Genomic DNA, 23,048 nt, shown 5'->3' on the forward strand with positions numbered 1-23,048 from the left:
TAATGAAAAATCAAACAACAGCAGGAGTATCATTAATAATATTAACATGGAATGGTTTAAAGTATACCCAAAGATGCTTGGATACAGTAAAGTCCTTTACTAATTTCAAAAACCTTGAGATTATAGTTCTCGATAATGGAAGTACAGATGGAACTGTGGAATACCTTAGATCATTAGATTATATAAAAGTCATAACAAACGATATTAATGAAGGATTTGTTAAAGGCAACAATAAAGCCTTATCAGCTATAAAAGATGGTAATGATGTTATATTCCTTAATAATGATATTTTAATCAAACAACCTGATTGGGTTGAGAGATTGCAAGAGACTGCTTATGCTAACCCTAAAAATGGCATAGTAGGATGCAGATTGATTGGAGTAAGAGGTGAATTACAGCATGCTGGGACCTATATTTATCCTGAAACATGTTGGGGACAACAAATAGGTGGAAATGAAGAGGATATTAACCAATTTGGGACCGTCCGTGAGGTACAAGGAATCATATTTGCCTGTGCTTATGTGAAAAGGGAAGTTTTGGAGAAAATTGGCGGTCTCGATTCTGATTACTTTTCGTATTTTGAAGATACCGATTACTGTCTTAAAGCGAAAGAAAATGGTTATAGAATTATGTACGATGGTAGAGTTACACATATTCACTATCATAACACCTCAACGAGAGTAAACAAAGTGAATTTTAATGAAATGTTTACCAAATCTCAAAGTGTATTTAAGAAAAAATGGCTAGAAAAATTAAAAAATAGATATGATAGTAAAGTTAATTGGCATTCAATTGTTAACTTTCCTTCTGGTTATGCTGTTTCTTCTAAAAACTTAATGCTTGCTATGGATGAATTAAATATTGATGTTCGGTATAAATATGTATATGGTCCAGGGACTCCGTGGCCAGTCATGGAGCCAGGCCATTCTGATGATTATAGAATAAATATTATAAAAAATAGACCATTTGATCAATCAACAGTTCAAGTAGTTTATGGCCAAGGTGACGTATTTAATAAAAATTCAGGCAAATACAAAGTTGGTTACACCATGTTAGAAGTTGATGGTTTACCTGAAGACTGGGTCCGACAAGCTAATAGCATGGATGAAGTATGGGTACCATCCCATTTTAATGTCGAAACATTTATTAACAGTGGTGTCAATGTACCGATAAATGTAATACCATTAGGTGTAGATCCAAACTATTTCAACCCTTTTATTAAAAGTTATAAGCCAAGTAATAAATTTGTTTTTCTATCAGTCTTTGAATGGGGAGAAAGAAAAGCACCTGAAAAATTATTAAAAGCTTTTTCAAATGAATTTAAGAAGAATGAAGATGTATTACTTATTTGTAAAGTTTTTAACAATGATGCAAGTATAGATATACGCCATGAGATAAATAAGTTAGATTTGCCAAATGATAGGTCGAAAATAGTATTTATTTATAATCAAAACATTCCAGGATACCAAATGGGGAGCTTATACCGTTCGGCAGATTGTTTAGTTATACCAACACGTGGTGAAGGCTGGGGAATGCCGATTCTGGAAGGTATGGCTTGTGGATTACCTGTTATTACTACTGATTGGAGTGCACATACAGAATTTTTCAATGAAACAGTAGGATTTCCTATTAGAGTAAATAAATTAGTTGATGCTGAAGCTAAATGTCCATATTACGATGGATTCAAATGGGCCGATCCTGACCTAGAACATTTACAACATCAATTGCGTTTTGTTTTTGAGAATAGAGAATTGGCCGCTGCTAGAGGGAGAGCTGCTGCTAAAGAAGCTTTAGAAAATTGGACTTGGCACCATGCGGCAAAGAAAATAAAAGATCGATTATCGGAGATTTATGAATAACAAAAAAATGAAGATAATAATTATTACTTTATTATCGCTTCTATTAAATGGTTGTAGTATTTCATCTATTGAGAAGGTTGTTACTAGAAATGAAATGGTGGACCTTGAAAAAACACAAAGGTTGCTCTACTTTTCTTCAAGTTTAAATGTTGAATCAGATAATATGATGATGTTAGACATTACCACATATTCACCCTTTTTGATTCAAGAAAATGTAATAGTTTCATTAGATATATATCCTAAGAATAATCCATCTCATCCAGATCGTCATTATGGGTTTTGGAATGTTTCTTTAGATAAACCATCTGATATAAATAAATTACTATTCAAAGTAGAGCCAGTAAGAAAGAACATAACATTGTATTTAGATGGTAAAGAGCTTAACACTACTCATTGGATTGGTGAAATATCTTCTGAGGAAACGTATGTAATGAATCTAGTACTTTTTAGTGAACAAGCACCAAATCAAAGATCTGTACTTACAGTTGGAGAATTCATTATTCAAAATGATTCATGGTCATTAGTAAAAAAAGAAGAGTTAAGGAAAAAAGTTAACTTTTGACCAAGTTAAGTGGGAGATTAAAATGAATTTTAATGTAATTTTCGATTTTTTGATATTAGTGGCCGTTATAATAATGGTTTTATATTTTATCGGTTCAGCGACAACTCATTTTTTATTATTAAAGTTTAATGATTTTAAAAAAATGAATTTTTTCATTTTATCGCCAATAGTTGCAACCTCAATAATTGTGTTATCCATGGAACTTATGTTGTTTATTGGGTTTAATGCAAGAGTAAGTACTTTGTTGATATTGATTGGTGTCTCTATAATAAATGTTTACTACTTCCTTCTAAACAAAAAAATTTATAATAACTTTTCTATTAAAATTAGATATGTATTTGTTTTTATCATGCTCTTGTTTACTCTATCCTTTCCGCTTTTTACCTATAACTCGTTACTCGTGATTGGTACGAATGGTGATGCAGTAAGTTATTCAGTAGTAGCTGATTATCTAATAAATCACAATACGTCTAATCTTAAACTTGAACTTGCTAACAGCCCATACAATCAATTAGTAAGTAATCTTATTCTTAGTAACAATAGACTTGGTTCGATGTATTTACTTTCATTTGTTAGTGTTTTGACGGCTAAAGGTATACATGAGTTATTTACAATAATATCTAATCTTTATTTAGTTTTTTCAATCTTGGCTACTTTATTATTTGCTCGAACCATTTATCGAGTGGGTAAGATCGGTAATATTACACTGATGTTGCTTCTTTCGCTCAACACATTGTTATTATGGGGGTCATACGGAAATTTTCTTGCACAAGTTCATTTGTACCCTTTTATGATACTGGGCATAATGTATTTTTTGATTGCTCTAGAACAGAAGAATAAATTATACATGATATTAGCAGCTATAATGGCTGCTACAATCTTGTCCATATACCCTGAATCTTTTGTGTATATTATTACTTTTCTAGGCATTTATTCAGTATTTAATATAAATAAATTTAAACAATACCTCTTTACTTTAATAGCAGTTGGTTTAGGAAGTGCATTGTTAAATATTGTTGGGTTTATACGGTTTATAAATTATATTATACCCAAAATGAAGAGCGATGAATTTGCTGGAGCACAAAGAAGAGCGGTTTCAGGTGATATTCATCATTTCTTGGATTTGAGAGAATTATTCGGTATAATCCCACATTTTCATTCTGCACCTATAGATTTTCCTGCTGTTTTTGATTTTGTCTCTTATGCAATAATGCTAGTAATACTTTTAGCGATTTTACTTGTTATATTTAGGTTAAACCCACGGTTAAGGAATATTTCCATTTCTCTAATAATAACTTTTGCTTCAATTGCATTGGTTAACAAACTAATAAATTTTCCCTATGGCTATTATAAAACAATATCTTTATTTGTACCTTTTATTATAATTTTGTTTGTTGTCAGTTTAAAAGATCTAGTAAAACAAAAAAGATTCGTATTTCCTTTTTTAATTATAGTTTTTGGTCTGAATTTATTATCTTTTGTTTTGGTAGCAAATAAAGTGAACTCACCAATGAATGAGGGTTTGCTGGAAGTACAATCATTACTAGAAGAAGTAGATAAAAACCAAATCGTTTATACCGAAACATACAATCAATCAGTAAAACAGATGTGGCTTTTTTATTTCATGAAAAATGTAAAAGTGGCTTCTCCAACTGTTTCCCAATATTTTGGTGATCCTTCGATGTATAATAATATTACTAACCCAGATTATTTGCTGTTAAATAAAGCAGAAAAAATGCAAGTAGATGAAGATATATGGGATATAAAGAAAATAAAATCTAAAGGTGATTTTTTATTAATTCCCAGAAGAAGTGAAGTTACCGATATTATCAGACCAAAAAAAGATTTTGCTTTAATAGATAAAGGTGAGACAATAAAAGTGGAACGTTCCCAAAATAAACTACTGCTGGAATTAGACGGAGATCAAATAGTTTATGATTTGAAAAGTAAAGAAGATAAAGTTGAGATTAGATTAAAATTTCTATTTAAAAAACACGAGTTAGAGTTAGAAAAGATAGAGAATGCACATTTCGATTCTCTTAATGATAGTTTGATTCTGGCTCAAAGTGATAGTGTCGTAATATTAAAGAATAACATTGAAGATCCTGCGTTGTTTAAATACCTTGAGGTAATCAGCAATGAATAGGAGATGTAATAATGAAGGTATTAGTAATTATACCTGCTTATAATGAAGAAGAAAATATAGGATTACTGCTCTCAAAAGTAATAGAGTTGCGCGACGTAATTAATATGGAAATACTGGTTATTAATGATAAGTCTACAGATAGAACGTATGAGAAGTGTAAAGAATACAATGAAGTAACAATTATAGACTTGCCTTGTAATCTGGGGATTGGAGGAGCAGTACAAACAGGTTATAAATACGCAAAGAAAAATAATTTCGATATCGCTATACAAGTTGATGGTGACGGACAACATGACCCCCGATATATACCAGATCTTGTGCAACTATTAGAAAATAATGATATGGTAATAGGCTCAAGATTTATTGAGAAAGAAGGGTTTCAATCAACAAAATTAAGAAGAATAGGAATTAAATATTTTAGCTCTTTGATAAAGTTATTTACAGGTTCTGTAATAACTGACCCAACTTCAGGATACAGAGCATGTAACCGTCAAGTAATTGAACTTTTTTCAAATCGATATCCACAGGACTATCCTGAGCCTGAATCAATACTTTACTTGTTAAGAAATAGATATCGAATTAAAGAAACTCCGGTTTTAATGAATGAACGAACAGGAGGAGTTTCCTCAATAAATCCCATAAGATCCGTTTATTATATGATAAAGGTTTCTCTGGCCATATTTATAGATACTCTAAGAAAGAAATTGATATAAAAGGTGGCTTGGGAATGATACCATTGAGATTACAATTAATTCTTTTTTGTCTCGCTCTTATTGGTCTTATTTATATTATTAATATGATTAGAAAATATAAATTAGAATTGAAGTATTCTTTACTTTGGTTATTCTTAGGTATGATTCTTCTTGGGATATCACTCTTTCCAGAAATATTAACGATTATGTCATCAGTAATGAATATAGAACAACCAAGTAACGCACTTTTTTTATTTGGAATACTATCATTATTAAGTATTTGTTTAAACCTAACGATGTCGCTTTCGAAAAATTCACAAAAGATAAAGGAACTAATTCAAGAAGTAGGAATTTTGAAAGATAAGATAGAAAAGATGGATAGATAAGAACCTTATAAAGGGTTGGTTGACTTGGTTTATGAATTGTTACCTTTAGTAAAGGTGAATGATAATTGATGCAGTACTTTACTTTATTTTTATGTATTTTAACTACTGTCGCCAGTCAATTGTGTATGAAAAAAGGTGTAACGATGGTGGGAGAGTTACCGAATGGCCTCTCTCAAGTGATCACTTTTATTCTAAAGACTCTTTTTTTAAATCCCTTTATTTTTATGGGGCTAACATTTTCAGTCATAACAACGATAAGTTGGATCTATACGCTTAGATATATTCCACTGAACTTTGCATATCCTTTCTTTAGTCTAGCATATCCACTTGTTCTAATTTGTTCTTTTTTTATATATGGCGAGGACCTAACCGTGGGGAAAATAGTTGGAACAGTGATTATTTTGATGGGATTGGTTATAATATCTAAATATTGAAAGGTGATGTTAATGAAAGGAATAATCTTAGCGGGGGGTACGGGGTCTAGACTTTTTCCGCTCACTAAAGTTACTAATAAACATTTATTGCCTGTAGGTAAATACCCAATGATTTTTTATTCTATTGCAAAACTAAAAGAATGTAATGTATTTGATATATTGATTGTAACAGGTAAGGAACATATGGGTGATGTTGTAGCTTTACTAGGTAGTGGTCAAGAATTTGGAGTTAATCTCACCTATAAAGTTCAAGATGAAGCTGGGGGCATAGCACAAGCACTTGGGTTAGCTGAACATTTTGTAGGGGATGATCAGTTGATTGTAATTCTTGGTGATAACGTTTTTTCTGATTGCATACGTGAGTATGTTGAGAAATTTATATTACAAAAAAATGGAGCAAAAATATTAATTCAAAAAGTAAATGATCCTCAACGCTTTGGTGTACCGGAAATCAATGGTGAGCATATAATTGGGATTGAAGAAAAACCCGAAAATCCCAAAAGCACTTATGCAGTTACAGGTATATATATGTATGACTCCAATGTATTTGAAATTATTAAAACATTGAAACCCTCTAGACGTGGAGAACTTGAAATAACAGATGTGAATAATGCCTATATTGGACGAAATCAACTGACATATGATGTATTAGATGGTTGGTGGACTGATGCAGGAACGCATTTATCTTTAAACAGAGCTAATGAACTGGCGAAAGAGGTATTCCTAGGAGAGGAGTTCGGATTATTCAAGAGTTAGGATGTGAATAAATCAAGATAGTTCAAACAGGATTTATTGACGCATATTTAATTGAGTCAAAAATTTTTGATGATAGTCGTGGATATTTTATGAGAGCTAACATTCGGATTAGATTTGTTAAGGATATCAATTCTTTATCCAAAAAAGTTGGTGTCATAAGAGGGTTGCACTTCCAAATCCATACAAAAAAATAATATATATTCATGGATAATTTGGGTGCCCCGATTGATAATATACCTTGCGGTATTTTTTATACCAATGAATATCCGAATTGAAAGTTCTCAATTTTTGCCAACAGCATATATTATATTGAAGCAAGTGTTTTCTGTATTGGAAAGGTGCATGGCTTGTAAATCATTTTGTACTGCAAGGTCCCGTAATTAGATTATTACCCTAAAATAAAGAATATTCGCCGGACCATCCTCGCTGAAATGCGAAGAATGGATCCGGCTCTTGGTATTATTCGATTGTATGATTGGTAAATTTCGATAAAGTTCTAAATTATCCGTTGTTATAATCGCGGATATTATGACTAATTGAATGGGCTTACGTTGACGAAACTATTGGTTACCGGCGGAGCAGGACTTATTGACAGTATTTTCGTGTATTATATGTAATTTGGATGCACTAACCTTATGCGGGTAATTATTCGCAGCAGAATCCCATGTAAATCGTAGTATCCAAGATCCCGGTGTTTTGTAAGAACGAATGTTCTGGCTGATCGAGTGCTGTTAGATGCGACTTATAAGTAAGGTGTCTATAAGTACGTGTACCAATATCAGCGGATGAAGTGTACGGTTCTTTAGGTGAAACAGGCCTTTTTAGCGAAACGACATAGCTTGCCCCTAAATAAACGAATGGGCTTGACGGTTAATATATTTGTGGACACGGAAAAAAGAGTACCCCCATAGTAAAATTACAGCTACTGGGATTGGGAATCTTTTTACAGATCGTTTCGAGTCCGAGTACTATAGGAAGTATAGGAAGCTCAAAGTAGCTGTCTAACCTTTTCTTGTGTACACTAAATAGATTTTTTAGATACATATATGTCGTGATCAAAATTTAAGCAAATAAGTGTATGGGAGGGGAAGGAAATGAATATTATTCCTTCGAGGCTGGATGAAGTAATGATAATTGAGCCCAAAGTATTTGAGGATTCTCGCGGATTCTTTATGGAGAGCTATACCCAAAAGAAGTTTTCAGAATTAGGGATAAATATTAACTTCACTCAAGATAATCATTCTTTGTCAAAACAGGCAGGGGTACTAAGGGGGCTTCACTATCAATTAGCACCGAAGGCTCAAACAAAGCTAATTCGTGTGTTAAATGGTGCTATTTACGATGTCGTGCTGGATATCCGTCGTAGTTCACCTACCTTTGGCCAATGGCAAGGGTTTATACTGAGCGAGTATAATAAAAGACAATTGCTCGTACCAAAAGGGTTTGCACACGGTTTCTGTACACTTGTGCCTGATACACAAGTATTCTACAAAGTGGATGAATACTATTCGCCGGAGCATGATCGTGGGATATTATGGAGTGATCCGGCTCTTGGTATTGATTGGCCTTTAAGCCAGGCTGTATTGTCCGAGAAAGATCAGAAACATCCGTTATTTTCAGAAGCGGAATTGTTTGATTAACTGCAATTGGAGGAGTATACAATGAAAATTCTAGTTACCGGCGGTGCGGGGTTCATTGGCAGTAACTTCGTCCACTACATGCTCCGTTCTTATCCGAGCTACCAGATTTTAAACTTGGATGCGTTAACGTATGCAGGAAACTTGGAGACGCTTAAGGAGGCGGAGAAATCACCGCAGTATACCTTTGTAAAAGGAGACATTGCAAATACTCCGTTTATCGAAGAGCTGTATACGAAGCATAATTTTGATGCTGTCATAAATTTTGCTGCAGAATCTCACGTTGACCGCAGTATACATGATCCGGCTGTGTTTGTTCGAACCAATGTGCTTGGCACTCAGGTTCTGTTGGATGCAGCTCGTAAGCATGGTGTTAGTAAATTCGTTCAAATCTCAACTGATGAAGTATACGGTTCCTTAGGCGACACTGGTCTGTTTACCGAGACCACTCCTCTCGCACCAAACAGTCCATATTCGGCGAGTAAAGCGGGAGGAGATTTGCTTGTCCGCGCTTACCACGAAACCTACGGGATGAACGTGAACATAACTCGTTGCTCTAACAATTATGGGCCGTTTCATTTTCCGGAAAAATTAATTCCCCTTATCATTACGAATGCATTGTACGATCAGCCTTTGCCTGTATACGGTGACGGTTTAAACATTCGGGATTGGTTGTACGTTGAAGATCATTGTTCTGCTATAGATCTTGTGCTGCACAAGGGGAAATCCGGTGAAGTCTATAACGTAGGTGGAAATAATGAAAGAACCAATATTGACATTGTAAAACGTATTTTGGCAGAACTTAGAAAACCAGAATCACTTATTAAGTATGTGGAGGACCGGCCTGGGCACGACAAAAGATATGGAATTGACGCCAACAAGATTAAGTCGGAGCTCGGCTGGCAGCCTAAATACGATTTCGAATCTGGCATAAAACAAACGGTTGCTTGGTACTTATCCAATGAGAGCTGGTGGAAAAACATTAAATCCGGAGATTACATGTCCTATTACGATCGTCAATACCGCTCACGATTGGAGGAGTAGACATGAAGGTTCTGGTTACAGGATCAAATGGCCAGCTTGGCAGGGATCTGTTCCCCATTTTAAAGCAAACCTTTGATGCGATTGGATTTAGTCGGGAGCAGCTTGATATTACCAGCCAAGAGCAGGTTCTATCGGTTGTAGACAGTGAAAAGCCTGATGTGATCGTACACGCGGCAGCTTATACGGCGGTGGATGCAGCAGAGTCCGATCAAGACACGGCTTTTACTGTCAATGCATACGGGACGAGAAATATGGCGTTAGCTGCTGAAAAGGTTGGAGCTAAGCTTTGTTATATTAGCACTGATTACGTTTTTGATGGTACGGGTACAAAGCCTTATAACGAATACGATAACACAAATCCAATGGGGGTATATGGTAAATCGAAGCGTGCAGGTGAACAGCTTGTTCAAACGTTATGCTCTCGTTTCTTTATCGTACGAACCTCTTGGGTATACGGGAAGCATGGAGCTAACTTCGTAAAAACGATGCTTAAGCTGGGACAGGAACGCGATAAGTTAAGTGTAGTCCAGGATCAGACCGGCTCTCCAACCTATACCGTAGATTTATCAAATTTCCTTCGGGACTTAATCCAATCGGAGAGCTATGGAATATATCATGCTTCTAATACAGGAGGGTGTTCCTGGTTCGAATTTGCAAGTGAAATTTTCCGTCAAACCGGCCTGCCTGTGAAATTAACTCCTTGTACTACGGAAGACTTTCCTAGACCAGCTCCAAGACCCAGGTATTCCGTCATGGATCACATGTCGATTCGGACAAATGGCTTTAAAGATCTGCCTCAATGGCAAGATGCGCTGGAGCGTTTCTTGGAAGAACTGGGAGATTCTTGGGAAGTAGATGGTTAGTCCTTCTAATTGATTGAGTGGAGCAGTCCGATCAGAGGCTGCTCCATTTTCTTTTACAATTCAATAATGCTATTCTAGAAATTAAATGAATGAGATTCAGGGAGAAATCAATATGCAGGGCAAACATATCACATGGCATCAACCCAAAATCAGCAGACAAGACCGCAACGCGCTGAACGGCCATAAAAGCTGCGTGCTGTGGTTTACCGGGCTGTCCGCATCGGGCAAGTCAACGCTTTCCATCGAAGTGGAAAGGCTGCTGTTCCAGCGCGGGATCCGCACTTATACGCTAGATGGCGACAACGTTCGCCACGGCTTGAACTCGAACCTCGGCTTTTCCCCGGAGGATCGGACCGAAAACATCCGCCGGATCGGCGAAGTATCGAAGCTGTTTGTGGACGCCGGCGTTTTTGTACTGACGGCGTTTATTTCGCCTTACCAGGCGGACAGGCAGATGGTGAGGGAGCTTTTTGCGGAAGGTGACTTCATCGAAATTTATGTGAAGTGCTCGATTGAAGAGTGCGAGATCCGCGACCCGAAAGGGCTGTATTCTAAAGCCCGCAAAGGGGAGCTGAAGGAGTTTACCGGCATTTCAGCTCCATATGAGGCCCCAGAACATTCGGAGCTTGTGATCGAGACGGACAAGCTGTCTATTGAGCAATCTGTTCAGAAGGTCATTCAGTTTTTGGAGGCTCGTTCGTATATCACGAAAATGGTGGATGTGACGTAACAACGGACTACACGTTTCCTGCAGATCGTGTATACTTTTTCGACTTTTGCCGCATACTCTAATCTATAAGGGAAAGATTGGAGGACGGCAGCATGATCGATCAAGACGAGCACTTCGGCAGTGAAGCGATGTCCATGGGAAGAGGTATGGTGTACGGGCTCTTGTTTGGCGGCTTGTTTTGGGCCGGAATTATCGGGGGAGTCCTGTATTTGATTTGGAAGTAAATGCGGCTCGCGGGCTTGCATCAATATAGTGGAAAAGGTGTACCAGGCACCGAGAAAGCATATCCGGATTGAAGCGGGTATGCTTTTTATGTTATATACGGGAGTTGAGAGTCTTTAGAAAGTATGTAGGAAAGCAGGGAGAGGGGAAAAGGAATGAGGCTTTTACAAATGGGCAACAGCAGGCGTTCATCGAAAGCTTCGGTAGGATTCCTTATCGGAATGGGAGTCATTGTCCTCTGCATCTTGGCGGGGGTGCTCTGGCGCCACACACTGCTGCAGCGGGCGGCGGATTATTTAATCGTCGATGAAACGATGCCTTCTTCTACGGACGCAATCATCGTACTCGGAGGCGAGGTGCTGGGTGAACGGACCCGTAAAGGAGCTGAGCTGTACCACAAGGGTATCGCTCCGAATATGATCATCTCTGACGGCACAGATCTTTCCTGGCGCCTGAAAACTGGGGAGGAGATGATGGCCTTGGCGAAGCACCTTGGTATTCCGGATGAGTCCATTCATTGGGAGAATCGATCCCGGAGCACTTACGAGAATGCGCTTTATTCAAAAGAAGTAATGGAAGAGAAAGGCTGGAGGTCAGCCGTAGTTGTGACGACAGAGTGGCATTCTCGCCGTGCGAGCTTTATTTTTGAAAAGGTGTTTCAAGGCACGGAAATAGAGCTGCATTATGACACCGCCATGGATCCGATCCACGGCAGCTTAGACCGCTGGTGGGAGGATTCGGAAAAGCAGCAGACGGTATTAACGGAGTGGGCGAGGCTGTTATATTATTGGGTGAAGTATTAAGCAGGATTCCGCAGCGATCCCCTCAGTTACTTTAAATACTGCCTTAATAACCCGGACGTGATACGAACGTATACATACTGCGATGGTAGAACGTATCATTAATCCGCACATAGCTCGCTGTGATTTGGGTGACAAAGCCGATGTCCACATGCTCCCCGTTTAAATAAATTTGCACCGGCACCTGGTGCTCCTGATGATCGTAAAAATGCTGATTCTCGCTGAGTGCTTGGCCAAAAGAGTACATAGATCCGATCCTCCTTTATTGGTGGGAAAGCAATATGAACGAACATATGGTAAATCCCCCGTAAGGGGAAAACGTTTTCTATTCATTGGATAATACGACAAATAAAACTAAATCCCTTCAAATAACTTATGAAAAATAAGAAAAATTACAATCCGCTATATTTTGGATATTTAAGCTGAATATACAAACCTATCTTAACAACATCGATAATGATTATCAATACCATCCCCTCGTGTTCATAAAAAATATTTTTTACTGATGTGCAGTCAGGCTTTCCCCCATTCAAATCTTGAAAGCCTGTCAATGCTAGTCTGCATAATTGGCCAAGGTCCCTCATAGACATGGTAACAGATTGAACAAGTTGATCTGGAGGGGATGCTGAAATGCGCCGGAGAATTGCATTAATCATGGCCATCGTACTATGCACATCGATGATTTTGGCCGCTTGTGGAAAGAAGGACGCAGCGAGTGTAGTGAAGGATCTCGACAAAACGGTTAGCAAGATGGAGAGCTACCATGGTGTCGGTTCGATGACAATCAACACAGGGGCAGAGCCGCAGGTGTACAATGTTGAGGTTTGTTATCAGGCACCGGATTTTTACCGCATCGCTTTAACGAATGACACGAAGGACGTTACTCAAATCATTTTGCGCAACGATGATGGTGTATTCGTTTTAACACCGCATTTGAAGAAGAGCTTCCGCTTCCAAAGCGACTGGCCGGAAAACCAAGGTCAGGTGTATTTGTATCAGACGCTTGCACAGAGCATTGTGATGGACGACAGCCGCCAGTTTACTGAACTGGATGAAGCATATGTATTTGATGTGGAGGCGAACTACAAGAGCGGCTCGCTTGCTCGTCAGAAGATTTGGTTGAACAAAAAAGACTACAGTCCGAGCAAGGTAGAAGTATCCGATGAAAATGCGAACGTGCTGGTTTCTGTGGATTTCGAGCAGTTTAATTTTGGCCATAAGTTTGAGAAGGACTACTTCGACATGGAGCGCAACATGACGAGCTACGAAATGAAGTCTCTCCCGACGATGGCTCAAGGAAAGCTGCAGGAAACGCCGGCGCATGAGCATGGCTCAAAAGCGACTACAGATGCCGCTTCAAAACAAGAGAAGGCGAACAGCAACGAGGCGCCAAAGCAGGAAAAGGCAGCGAACGAGGAAGCCAATCAGGAAACGACACAGTCGAAAACAGAGGAACAAGGCAAGGCAACGACGGAACAAAGCCAGCAGTCGGAGCCAAATGGAAAAACCGACGCTCCTGAAGCAGTTGATGATTCTGGCGCATCTGAAACCGATGGTGCAGCGGAAGAAAAGGCTGAGCCAACAGCCGCCGCTCCAACAGAAACGGCAGCAGCCGACAAGCAAAACGAAGGCTTCGGCGTAATCGAGCCTTCCTACACCCCGGCTGGTGTGAAGCAGCAAAGCATGTCCGATATGAAGCTGGGCGATCTGAATGCAGTACTGCTTCGTTACTCGGGTGAATATAATTACACATTGATGGAATCCCGTCCAACCGAAAAGACGGTCACAGCGGAAACCGGTTCTCTTGTTGATGTCGTAGAGCTCGGCTTTACCAATGGCATCTTGCTCGGCGACAAGCAAAAGACGCTGCACTGGACGAATGAAGGCGTGGAATTCCGCTTGTCTTCCAGCGACTTAACAAAGGAAGAAATGATTAAGATCGCTCGTTCGACCGCAGGTGAATTAGGCAAATAAGACGGTTGGAAACTGGTGGTAATTTCGTTGACAGATAGCGGCCGAGCGGTTAACATAATGGATATGTTAGAAGAGGGTGGAGAGTCGTGCAGCCGTATTACCGCTATACTCGTGCAGAAATTTCACTTGATGCTCTGAGGCATAACCTTGCGGAATTCCGCCGGGTGCTGCCTCCGGAAATCAAGCTCATGAGCGTGGTGAAGGCGAACGCGTACGGCCACGGCTTAACGGAAATCGCTGAGGAGGCTGCTTCCTGCGGTGTAGATTACATCGCCGTAGCCTTTCTCGATGAAGCGATAGAACTGCGCCGGCGTGGGATAACCGCGCCGGTGCTTGTTCTCGGCTATACGCCGCCCGAAGGAGTTGAACCGGCTTGGGAGCATGATATTGCACTAACCGTGTTCAGTCCGGAGGTGCTGACCAAGCTGGAATCCTTAACCGCGACCGAAGCTTGCCGCCGGAACCGGCCGTTAAAGCTTCATTTGAAGATTGATTCGGGGATGGGCCGCATTGGCCTGACAGAGGAGCGAGAAGCGGTGGAAGCCGCTTTGCGGATCTCGGCACTCCCCGGCGTGCAGCTGGAGGGCCTATACACCCACTATGCTTGCGCGGATGAAACCGATAAGACGTACACAATCGCCCAGCACGAGCGCTTTCAGCGAATTCGCGAGCAGCTCGCGCAGCGGGGCATCGAGCCGCCGATTGTCCATATTGGCAACAGTGCGGCGGGAATTGATACTCCCGAGCTTTCGGGGAATATGCTTCGTCTTGGCATAAGTATGTATGGATTGTATCCTTCGGAAGAGGTTGACGGCACCAAAGTCAATCTTATGCCGGTGATGAGCCTGAAAACCGGGCTGGTGCATGTGAAACGCGTTGCAGCGGGCACAGGCATCTCCTACGGTACTATCTACACGACGGAGCGGGAAGAAACGATAGGCACGCTGCCGATCGGGTACGCGGACGGTTACAGCCGGATGCTCTCAGGCAAAGCGCAGGTGCTGGTGAACGGCAAACGTACGCCGGTCGTCGGACGCATTTGCATGGATCAATGCATGGTGCGAATTGCAGAGGAGGACTGCGATCAAGTCAAAGCAGGCGATGAAGTTGTTCTTCTGGGACAACAGGGCGGGGAGCGTATCTCTGCAGAGGAGATCGCGGGTCATCTGGGAACGATCAATTACGAGGTAACCTGTATGATTTCAAGCCGGGTCCCGCGTGTGTTTATTAAGAACGGACAGGTGAATTCGATCCATAATCCGTTTATGGATTAGCGTTGGCTCGCAGTCGCAAGGATAGGATTGTCTTTACAATATTTTACCTGCAACATTTTCGGAAGCTTCAAAAGGATATTCGCCTCAAAGCGCGAATTAATATGTTCATAACTGCTATACTGCGAGCATATACATCCTTTTGTATAAAATTGCTTCAACTTCGCCATAATGGTAGTAATGATGGGAACGTTTTGGGGGTGCACGATCGGTGTCTACTAACGCGCATAATACGAAAAGGATCATGATCAGCTTGCCTGACCACTTGCTTCGTGAGGTGGACGGTATCGTGGAGAAGGAAAATTCCAATCGCAGCGAATTTATCCGTCAGGCCATGAAGCTGTATTTGGTCGAGCGTAAAAAACGTCATCTTCGCGAATCCATGCAGCGAGGCTATATGGAGATGGCAAAAATCAACTTAGGGATGGCGTCTGAAGCATTTTTAGCTGAAGAAGAGGCTGATGACACGTTAGACCGCTTAGTTAGCGGGGTGTAGCCGTTGATCGTTAAGCGTGGCGATGTGTTTTTTGCAGACCTGTCCCCTGTGGTCGGTTCAGAGCAAGGAGGCGTTCGGCCCGTACTCGTCATCCAGAACGACATCGGTAATCGGTTTAGCCCAACGGTTATTGTAGCGGCCATTACGGCCCAGATTCAGAAAGCGAAGCTGCCAACTCATGTCGAAATCGACGCGGAATCGCATGGCTTCGACCGCGATTCGGTTATCCTGCTGGAGCAGATCCGCACCATAGATAAGCAAAGGCTAACCGATAAAATCACCCATCTCGATGAAGATACGATGCAAAAGGTCGATGACGCGCTGCAAATTAGTGTGGGACTCATTGACTTTTAACTTACATACAAACGCGGCACGGGGCGAGGGCGATCAGTCCTCGTTTTTTTTGCTGTTATGGGAAAAAGGTTAATGGAGGAGAAGAGGGCATGAGCGACGATACACAGCAAAAAGGGAAGACGGGTGCTGCAGACGGAGTGCCGGAAAACAATGAGCAGGTGCAAAAGGAGCGCAATGCCCGAATTTTGAAGCAGCTGACAGAAGAGCTCGGCATCAGCATGAAGCAGGTGACGACGACGGTCGGTCTGCTTGACGAAGGTAATACGATCCCGTTTATCGCACGCTACCGGAAAGAGATGACAGGAGAGCTCGACGAAAATCAGCTTCGCGATTTGGACGAGCGTCTGCGGTATTTGCGAGGGCTTGAAGACCGGAAGGCGGAGGTCATCCGCTTAATTGACGAGCAGGGCAAGCTGACGGACGAGCTTCGTGCTTCGATTACGGCAGCGGGCAAGCTTCAGGATGTGGAGGACTTGTACCGGCCGTACCGCCAAAAGCGGAAAACGCGTGCGAGTGTGGCGAAGGAGAGAGGGCTCGAGCCTTTGGCCGAGTGGCTGCTCTCCCTGCCGAGGAGCGGAGATCCGGTTGAACAGGCCGGACGCTATGTAGATGCCGAGAAGGGCGTCCCTACGGCGGAGGATGCGTTGCAGGGAGCGATGGATATCATTGCGGAGCATGTAGCGGACGACGCAAAAATTCGCGCTTGGGTGCGCCGCTATACATGGGACAATGCGCTGGTGGTTACAGAAGCGAAGGACGCGCAGCAGGAATCGGTCTACGAAATGTACTACGCCTATTCGGAGCCGATGAAGCGCCTTCCGCCGCACCGGACGCTCGCGATCAACCGCGGGGAGCGGGAGGAGGTGCTCAAGGTGACGCTGGAGGTGCAGCAGCCGGAGCGCATCTTGGAGTATATCTCCCGCCAAGTGCTGCGGAATCGCGATACGGTGGCGCAGGAGCCGATTGCAGCGGCGATCGCCGACGGCTACAAGCGGCTGATCGCGCCTTCGATTGAACGCGAGCTGCGCGGCGAGCTGACCGAGAAGGCGGAGGAGCACGCCATCGGCATTTTTGCGGCGAATTTGCGGAATCTGCTGCTGCAGCCGCCGATCAAGGGCAATGTCGTGCTGGGCGTCGATCCGGCCTACCGCACGGGCTGTAAGCTGGCCGTCGTGGACGAGACGGGCAAGGTGCTCGATATTGCGGTGACCTATCCGACACCGCCGAATAATAAGGTTGCGGAAGCCGAAGCAACGATCACACGATTCATTGAAAAGCATAAGATCAGCTTAATCGTGATCGGCAACGGGACGGCTTCGCGGGAAACGGAAGCGTTCATCGCCGGGCTCATCGCGAAGCTGAAGGGCAAGCATGAGCTGCAGTACCTCATTGTGAATGAGGCGGGGGCGAGTGTGTACTCCGCATCGAAGCTGGCGGCGGAGGAGTTTCCTGATTTTGACGTTGCCGAGCGGAGCGCGGTATCCATTGCCCGCCGTCTGCAGGATCCGCTTGCGGAACTGGTGAAGATCGACCCGAAGTCGATCGGGGTCGGTCAATACCAGCATGATGTCGCGTCGAAGCGGCTGGAGGAATCGCTGGGCGGCGTGGTCGAGTCGGCGGTAAACCATGTTGGCGTCGATTTGAACACGGCCTCACCCTCGCTGCTCTCTTATGTGTCCGGCGTGAATGCCACAACGGCGAAAAATATTGTGAAATACCGGGAAGAGAACGGCAAATTCACCGATCGCAGCCAGGTGAAGAAGGTCCCTCGCCTCGGTGCGAAGACGTTTGAACAGTGCGTCGGCTTCCTGCGCATTCGCGAGGCGGCGAATCCGCTGGACAACACGCCGATCCACCCGGAATCCTACGGCGTGGTGGACAAGCTCTTTAAGCAGCTGCGGCTGGAGCTGTCGGCCATCGGTTCGGCAGAGCTGAACGCGAAGCTGCGGTCGCTGGATGCGGAAACGATTGCGCCGCAGCTAGGTGTCGGCGTACCGACGCTGCGCGACATCCTGGACGCGCTGCAGCGTCCAGGGCGTGATCCGCGCGACGAGCTGCCGCCGCCGATCCTGCGCACGGATGTGCTCTCGCTTGAGGATCTCGTGCCGGGTATGGAGCTGCAGGGCACCGTCCGGAACGTGGTCGATTTCGGAGTGTTTGTCGATATCGGCGTAAAGAACGATGGGCTGGTCCATATTTCCCAGCTGGCGGACCGCTTTGTAAAGCACCCGCTTGATGTCGTAGCAGTAGGAGATATCGTCACGGTGCGCGTGCTGGAGGTCGATCACAAGAAGGGACGCGTTTCCTTGACGATGCGAAGTCAGGAGCAGTCCTAGCTTGGATTCCATTAGCTTGGTTAGTGGAAAAGCCGTATGTCCTTCGAGGCATACGGCTTTTTATTGTTAAATAAACTGTGAAAAATGGTCTACGATAATTTCTGTGAATTTTTGAACCAATTGAACTATTTTCATAGACGGATTGATAGGAAGAACTTAGAATAGAAGGTAGATAATTAAATGGGAGTTTAGGGAGGATTGACGTTTGTTGTCGAAGGGGAAAACAAAGAGGCCGTGGATGCTTCGTTCCTTAAAGCTGGCCTCAATTGCTTTGCTGGCCATGGGGGCGGCATGGTCCGTTGCAGCACCGGCCAAAGCGACGGAGACGAATAACTCCATTGTCGAAGTGGCCGGGGGCGAAACGTTTACAACCGCCTTGCATGCGGACGGGACAGTTTGGGCATGGGGATTAAAGGAATATGGACAGCTTGGTATACCCGATACTGGTACAACCCCATATGACAACCGAGTGCCGCATCAAGTGCCGGGGCTGCCAGGTATAAAGCAAATTGCCGCCGGTGAGAGCTTCACTCTTGCTTTGGACACGCAGGGGAAGGTGTGGTTTTGGGGAGCGATGGACCCTGCGACAACGGGGACGTTGGTCTCGGCAACCCCGATGGTGTTCGATACGTTGCCACCGATCGCATCCATTACCGCAGGGAGCACGTTCGGCGTGTTCGTAGAAGATGCCGGAACGAGCGGCGGGCGGGTATATACCGTAGGCACCTCGGCAAGCTTCGCATTAGGGCAAAAGGATGTGTTAGCGTCCGCTGCTCCGGCCGAAGTGATGCTGTCTGCTGGGACTCCGTTGACAGGGATTTTGAAGGCAGCAGCCGGAGACGATTACGTACTGGCGCAAACCGTCGACGGACGGGTCTGGGCCTGGGGCGATAATACCGATGGGCAAGTCGGCAACGATACGGCTGCCGACACGAAGTTTCCTGCTCTGCTTGACGGTCTTACGAACGTGCAGGAGATTGCCGCAGGGAAAGGACTGAACACTTCGTTTGCAATAACGTCTGCCGGAGTGTACGGCTGGGGTTACAATGAAACGAGTGAGCTGGGCTTTTACAAAAACGAGAACGGAGACCATGTCGGCGACGACATTTTAACGCCAACGCTTATCGATAGCCTAGCTGGTAAAACTGTGAAAACGATCGTGGCAACGCCGGAAAGTGCGGCGCCAACGATTGCGCTGCTGCAGGACGGTACGTTGCTGGAGGCGGGCAATCACGCTTTATTCCGTTCCTCCAATTACAGTGATGAATCAGGGATTACAGAGCTGTTTGCTGCACCAAACCGCAAATATGCGCTGAAATCCGACGGAATGTACGGCTGGGGAAGCAATTCCGACGATAGCTCAAGCTACTACGGTTTGGTTATCCCCAAGATGTTTGTAGATGACTATTACTATCCTCCGGCCAAACTGCCGCAGCTGCAAGCAGCCTATGATACAAGTATGAAGAAGCCGCTGCATGCGAGGGCGTCTATATATAATCATACATCGTTCTCTATTTCTGTTACGCAGCCGGATTACACTTACGTGGATTCAGTTCTAGTAGAGGTGTGGCCGCTGGGCAGCAATGACCCGAACGCTGTAGTGGTGAAAAGCTCGGTCGATTATTATCATCGCTCCGGTGAACAATCTGTTGATTTTTACGAAACACTTCAACCCGGCACCTATGAAATTCGGCTTTACAACCGGGATACCAAAGGGACTGTGCCTGTCTTGTCTGAACCTTACATTTTAAACAATGGAGGGAAAGGGTATTCCATCTACGCACCGGTATCCTCCATCTCGATCCCGGTACAAAAGCTGGTTAACGATGCATGGGTGCCCGCGGCTGGCACAACGGTAAGCTTAAGCAGTGCATTGCTTGATGAAACAAGGTACGCAACAGCCGATTCCAATGGGGTTGCGATGTTTTCAGATCTTTATCCCGGTCATTATGATATTGGAATTTACGAGCAGGGATATAGCGAAATAACGAAGTCCATCACACTGCTGGACGGCAGCTTAATGATGAAGAATCAGAAGCTGGCGCCTGCCGAACAACCGCATGAGATTGATTTTTTGGACGACACTGACCTCAGAAGCGGTTACCTACAAGGAACATTGTCATGGATGCCGCCGGAAATGGGGGATGACGCTTATTCCCAATATTTATTTTATTGGGAAGACAGCGCGGGCAATCTAGTCAAGGCAGCGGACGGCAGTGATTTGCCGCCGGTTGCTTCGGCAGCTACCTGCTCAGCAGGGGAAGGCGGACTTTGCTTCTTCATGGATGCAGAAATCCCGCTGGGGACTGAAATCCCGCAAGGAGCTGCTGCGCTGCGCATGTACATGGACGCCGTAAAAACGGCGCGTACCGTTCCCGTCTTTGATGAACCGGTTTCCGTTCCGGGAAAGTTCACTTTTACGGATACGAATCCGGCCGCCGGTGACATTACGGGGACGTTTCAATGGTCGAAGCCGGAAAATGAGGCCGGAATTGCAAACTATGTATTATTGACAGCCGGTTATGGGGATGGACTTATTGTTCATCGAACACCTGCGAACGGATCTGCAGAGTATCGGATTGATTTGTTCGGGATGACAACGAATTACCCGATGAACGAATATGTTCTTGGTATTGAAAATGCTCAAGGGGACATTTATAATACGCATTCTTATGTTCAGTCTGTGGATATCCGCACGGCGGGGCCGCTGCCTACCATTACAACGGACAACAGCCTGCCTATTCCGGATATAATAAATTGGACGAATACGGATCCCGATGAAGGTGAATTCGGCGGACAGCTGCAATGGACATTGTCCTCTTCTGCAACAGAAGAGCCTACGGGATTTGACGTTCTCTTATTGGACGAGGCGGGCCAGCCGGTCAGCTATATTGCAAGTATGACGTTGCCGGTATTCGTTCCTCTGTTCGCAGCAGTCTCCATTGACTCGTTTGATTATGGGGCTCCGGTGTACAGCCTGCAGATCCCGGACAATACGCTTCTGCAAGCGGGGCAGAAGCTCGCGGTATACTCTCGCAATGCGGATGGTCAGTACAGCCTTCCGGCGACGAAACAAGTCGCGACACCATCTGCGCCTAACTTTACGGAGGTCTCGGTGAACGGGAACGACCTTACCCTTGATCCTCATACGATTCAAGAGTTCGATGTTGCACCTGATCAACAATTACTGCCGATCAGCGTTCAACTGAATCGAATGGATGCGCAGTGGAAAATCAATGGTGCCACTGTTACAGGGGCCGTCTACGATGCCCCGCTGCAATATGGTCAAACGGATTTCCAAATCGAGGCCTTTGTGGACGGTGAAGCCGAAGTCAGTACCTATAAGTTTCGTGTGAATCGCTTGACTCGGCCTGGGTTTTCTTCACTGGACCTAACGGTAACAAATATAACCTATAATCATGCAACATTATCGTGGACGTCTGCTTTGGACAGCTACGGCATCGCAGGCTATCTGCTTTCGATCAACGGACAAACGCCAGTACCGATTGAACCCTATGCTTCGGGAAATACCCTTACTTATGATTTAATTGGGTTAATACCGGGTCAAAGCTACAAGGTAGCAGTCAGCGCAGTGAGCACGAAAGGGCAGTACAGCCTTGTGGGACCGAGTAATTCATTCAACACCCCTGCCGATTCGACGGGTGGAGGTCCGATTTCGACAGCTCCTGTTTTTGGCAGTAAGCTGCTGACAGTATCGGGGATTACAACGAGCGGTGCTACCCTTACGTGGGAGGGGGCGAACGATCCGGACGGCATTAGCGGCTATTGGCTTTCCCTGAATGGAGGACAACTGCTTCCTATTGAGCCGACGGTTACGGGTGCAGCCTATACGTATACAGTTACGGGGCTCCAGCCAAATCAAAGCTATAAGGCCATGATTTACGCGACGGACGTGTACGGCTATGTAAGTACGGATAATCCAACAGAGCAGTTCTCTACTTTAAGACCGGAGTATTTGTTCAATGACATCAACCCGCAAGCCGGTCAAATCGGCGGCACGATCCGTTGGACGGTTGTTCAGCCTGAAGGCGGCACCTTCGCAGTGTTTAAAGGTGATCCGAACACTAGCGGCAGCGTTCTGCTCAAACAAGTGAACATCACTGCCGGCACAAAGAGCGGCAAAATTACACTAGATAACGGGACTACCTACGCACCGACTGAAACTTTAGTTGTTGCCCGTTTGACGAATGGAAAATGGGCAGTGGAATTCACGCCACAGTTCGTCGACGCAGCTTCGAAGGAACAGGTGCTTTCTACCTACAAAGCGGCGATTGAACGCAATGGAGAAGTAAATATGGCGTATTTCTTGGAATTCGCTTTATTTAATCCGATGTTTGCCGGTGAACCGTTAACGGTCGAAGAAATGGAAATGTACTTACAGACCATTACTCCGGTGACGTTTACCGCTCCGTAGTCAACAGGAGAAATCTAAACAATAAACCCTGCTTACCACTTGTTGGTTAGC

21 protein-coding genes and 1 pseudogene are annotated in these 23,048 nt (G+C 44.1%); 21 read left to right on the forward strand and 1 reads right to left on the reverse strand.

What is annotated here, in order from left to right; all coding sequences use genetic code 11:
* Positions 1-2: 2 nt before the first annotated feature.
* The 15 genes and pseudogenes from GQS10_RS08875 to GQS10_RS08935 all read left to right on the forward strand — a co-directional run bounded on the left by GQS10_RS08875 (position 3) and on the right by GQS10_RS08935 (position 12,134).
* On the forward strand, positions 3-1,859 hold the full coding sequence (locus GQS10_RS08875) for a glycosyltransferase (RefSeq protein ID WP_166241174.1): 1,857 nt from the start codon (positions 3-5) through the stop codon (positions 1,857-1,859).
* Positions 1,852-2,421 carry a hypothetical protein gene (locus GQS10_RS08880; protein WP_166241175.1) on the forward strand — a complete coding sequence of 190 codons (570 nt, stop codon included), beginning with the start codon at positions 1,852-1,854 and terminating at the stop codon, positions 2,419-2,421. Before GQS10_RS08875 ends, GQS10_RS08880 begins: the two co-directional genes overlap by 8 nt.
* Before the next feature lie 22 nt (positions 2,422-2,443).
* The gene (locus GQS10_RS08885; protein ID WP_166241177.1) at positions 2,444-4,567 is read left to right on the forward strand and encodes a hypothetical protein; all 2,124 of its coding nucleotides are present in this window, start codon (positions 2,444-2,446) and stop codon (positions 4,565-4,567) included.
* A gap of 11 nt (positions 4,568-4,578) precedes the next feature.
* Positions 4,579-5,280 carry a glycosyltransferase family 2 protein gene (locus GQS10_RS08890; RefSeq protein WP_166241179.1) on the forward strand — a complete coding sequence of 234 codons (702 nt, stop codon included), beginning with the start codon at positions 4,579-4,581 and terminating at the stop codon, positions 5,278-5,280.
* Between the two features lie 14 nt (positions 5,281-5,294).
* On the forward strand, positions 5,295-5,645 hold the full coding sequence (locus GQS10_RS08895; RefSeq protein WP_166241181.1) for a DUF2304 domain-containing protein: 351 nt from the start codon (positions 5,295-5,297) through the stop codon (positions 5,643-5,645).
* Positions 5,646-5,869: 224 nt separating this feature from the next.
* Complete coding sequence (locus GQS10_RS23780; protein WP_424991780.1) at positions 5,870-6,079, forward strand: EamA family transporter; 210 nt, start codon at positions 5,870-5,872, stop codon at positions 6,077-6,079.
* A 12-nt stretch (positions 6,080-6,091) separates the two neighbouring features.
* Positions 6,092-6,835, forward strand: a complete 744-nt coding sequence (locus GQS10_RS08905; protein WP_166241184.1) for a sugar phosphate nucleotidyltransferase — start codon at positions 6,092-6,094, stop codon at positions 6,833-6,835.
* Between the two features lie 35 nt (positions 6,836-6,870).
* A complete protein-coding gene (locus GQS10_RS23785) occupies positions 6,871-7,029 on the forward strand; it encodes a dTDP-4-dehydrorhamnose 3,5-epimerase family protein (RefSeq protein WP_424991781.1) in 159 nt (52 codons plus the stop codon).
* Positions 7,030-7,483: 454 nt separating this feature from the next.
* Positions 7,484-7,670, forward strand: a pseudogene (locus GQS10_RS23110) (GDP-mannose 4,6-dehydratase); the annotation flags it as partial.
* Positions 7,671-7,929: 259 nt separating this feature from the next.
* Positions 7,930-8,475: a dTDP-4-dehydrorhamnose 3,5-epimerase gene (gene rfbC, locus GQS10_RS08915; RefSeq protein ID WP_166241186.1), complete on the forward strand. Its 546-nt coding sequence runs from the start codon at positions 7,930-7,932 to the stop codon at positions 8,473-8,475.
* Positions 8,476-8,496: 21 nt separating this feature from the next.
* On the forward strand, positions 8,497-9,516 hold the full coding sequence (gene rfbB, locus GQS10_RS08920; protein WP_166241188.1) for a dTDP-glucose 4,6-dehydratase: 1,020 nt from the start codon (positions 8,497-8,499) through the stop codon (positions 9,514-9,516).
* A gap of 2 nt (positions 9,517-9,518) precedes the next feature.
* Entirely contained in the window at positions 9,519-10,379 is an 861-nt protein-coding gene (rfbD, locus tag GQS10_RS08925) for a dTDP-4-dehydrorhamnose reductase (protein ID WP_166241190.1), read from the forward strand.
* 85 nt (positions 10,380-10,464) lie between these two features.
* A complete protein-coding gene (cysC, locus tag GQS10_RS08930) occupies positions 10,465-11,109 on the forward strand; it encodes an adenylyl-sulfate kinase (RefSeq protein WP_243735062.1) in 645 nt (214 codons plus the stop codon).
* Between the two features lie 92 nt (positions 11,110-11,201).
* Entirely contained in the window at positions 11,202-11,333 is a 132-nt protein-coding gene (locus GQS10_RS23470) for a hypothetical protein (protein ID WP_279537956.1), read from the forward strand.
* A 153-nt stretch (positions 11,334-11,486) separates the two neighbouring features.
* Entirely contained in the window at positions 11,487-12,134 is a 648-nt protein-coding gene (locus GQS10_RS08935) for a YdcF family protein (protein WP_243735064.1), read from the forward strand.
* Positions 12,135-12,177: 43 nt separating this feature from the next.
* On the opposite strand, the gene GQS10_RS08940 is transcribed toward GQS10_RS08935, so the two are convergent.
* Complete coding sequence (locus GQS10_RS08940; RefSeq protein ID WP_166241192.1) at positions 12,178-12,378, reverse strand: hypothetical protein; 201 nt, start codon at positions 12,376-12,378, stop codon at positions 12,178-12,180.
* Positions 12,379-12,761: 383 nt separating this feature from the next.
* On the opposite strand from GQS10_RS08940, the gene GQS10_RS08945 reads away from it, so the two are divergent.
* The 6 genes from GQS10_RS08945 to GQS10_RS08970 all read left to right on the forward strand — a co-directional run bounded on the left by GQS10_RS08945 (position 12,762) and on the right by GQS10_RS08970 (position 22,997).
* Complete coding sequence (locus GQS10_RS08945) at positions 12,762-14,105, forward strand: outer membrane lipoprotein-sorting protein (protein WP_166241194.1); 1,344 nt, start codon at positions 12,762-12,764, stop codon at positions 14,103-14,105.
* Positions 14,106-14,191: 86 nt separating this feature from the next.
* Positions 14,192-15,379, forward strand: a complete 1,188-nt coding sequence (alr, locus tag GQS10_RS08950) for an alanine racemase (protein ID WP_166241196.1) — start codon at positions 14,192-14,194, stop codon at positions 15,377-15,379.
* A 241-nt stretch (positions 15,380-15,620) separates the two neighbouring features.
* On the forward strand, positions 15,621-15,872 hold the full coding sequence (locus GQS10_RS08955; RefSeq protein WP_166241451.1) for a CopG family ribbon-helix-helix protein: 252 nt from the start codon (positions 15,621-15,623) through the stop codon (positions 15,870-15,872).
* 3 nt (positions 15,873-15,875) lie between these two features.
* Positions 15,876-16,226 carry a type II toxin-antitoxin system PemK/MazF family toxin gene (locus GQS10_RS08960; RefSeq protein WP_166241198.1) on the forward strand — a complete coding sequence of 117 codons (351 nt, stop codon included), beginning with the start codon at positions 15,876-15,878 and terminating at the stop codon, positions 16,224-16,226.
* A gap of 89 nt (positions 16,227-16,315) precedes the next feature.
* Complete coding sequence (locus GQS10_RS08965; RefSeq protein WP_166241200.1) at positions 16,316-18,562, forward strand: Tex family protein; 2,247 nt, start codon at positions 16,316-16,318, stop codon at positions 18,560-18,562.
* 208 nt (positions 18,563-18,770) lie between these two features.
* Positions 18,771-22,997 (forward strand): fibronectin type III domain-containing protein, encoded by a 4,227-nt coding sequence (locus GQS10_RS08970; RefSeq protein WP_166241202.1) that lies wholly within the window; start codon positions 18,771-18,773, stop codon positions 22,995-22,997.
* Positions 22,998-23,048 lie beyond the last annotated feature (51 nt).

Origin of the sequence: Paenibacillus turpanensis (genome assembly GCF_011421635.1) — a bacterium.
Classification (GTDB): Bacteria; Bacillota; Bacilli; order Paenibacillales; family YIM-B00363; genus Paenibacillus_AK; species Paenibacillus_AK turpanensis.

Coding starts and splice junctions, on each gene's coding strand:
- GQS10_RS08935 (WP_243735064.1), top strand. CDS start 11,487: ATGAGGCTTTTACAAATGGGCAACAGCAGGCGTTCATCGAAAGCTTCG.
- cysC (WP_243735062.1), top strand. CDS start 10,465: ATGAATGAGATTCAGGGAGAAATCAATATGCAGGGCAAACATATCACA.
- GQS10_RS08890 (WP_166241179.1), top strand. CDS start 4,579: ATGAAGGTATTAGTAATTATACCTGCTTATAATGAAGAAGAAAATATA.
- GQS10_RS23780 (WP_424991780.1), top strand. CDS start 5,870: ATGGGGCTAACATTTTCAGTCATAACAACGATAAGTTGGATCTATACG.
- rfbD (WP_166241190.1), top strand. CDS start 9,519: ATGAAGGTTCTGGTTACAGGATCAAATGGCCAGCTTGGCAGGGATCTG.
- GQS10_RS08965 (WP_166241200.1), top strand. CDS start 16,316: ATGAGCGACGATACACAGCAAAAAGGGAAGACGGGTGCTGCAGACGGA.
- GQS10_RS08940 (WP_166241192.1), bottom strand. CDS start 12,378: ATGTACTCTTTTGGCCAAGCACTCAGCGAGAATCAGCATTTTTACGAT.
- rfbC (WP_166241186.1), top strand. CDS start 7,930: ATGAATATTATTCCTTCGAGGCTGGATGAAGTAATGATAATTGAGCCC.
- GQS10_RS08905 (WP_166241184.1), top strand. CDS start 6,092: ATGAAAGGAATAATCTTAGCGGGGGGTACGGGGTCTAGACTTTTTCCG.
- GQS10_RS08945 (WP_166241194.1), top strand. CDS start 12,762: ATGCGCCGGAGAATTGCATTAATCATGGCCATCGTACTATGCACATCG.
- GQS10_RS08895 (WP_166241181.1), top strand. CDS start 5,295: ATGATACCATTGAGATTACAATTAATTCTTTTTTGTCTCGCTCTTATT.
- GQS10_RS23470 (WP_279537956.1), top strand. CDS start 11,202: ATGATCGATCAAGACGAGCACTTCGGCAGTGAAGCGATGTCCATGGGA.
- GQS10_RS08885 (WP_166241177.1), top strand. CDS start 2,444: ATGAATTTTAATGTAATTTTCGATTTTTTGATATTAGTGGCCGTTATA.
- GQS10_RS08880 (WP_166241175.1), top strand. CDS start 1,852: ATGAATAACAAAAAAATGAAGATAATAATTATTACTTTATTATCGCTT.
- GQS10_RS08875 (WP_166241174.1), top strand. CDS start 3: ATGAAAAATCAAACAACAGCAGGAGTATCATTAATAATATTAACATGG.
- rfbB (WP_166241188.1), top strand. CDS start 8,497: ATGAAAATTCTAGTTACCGGCGGTGCGGGGTTCATTGGCAGTAACTTC.
- GQS10_RS08955 (WP_166241451.1), top strand. CDS start 15,621: ATGATCAGCTTGCCTGACCACTTGCTTCGTGAGGTGGACGGTATCGTG.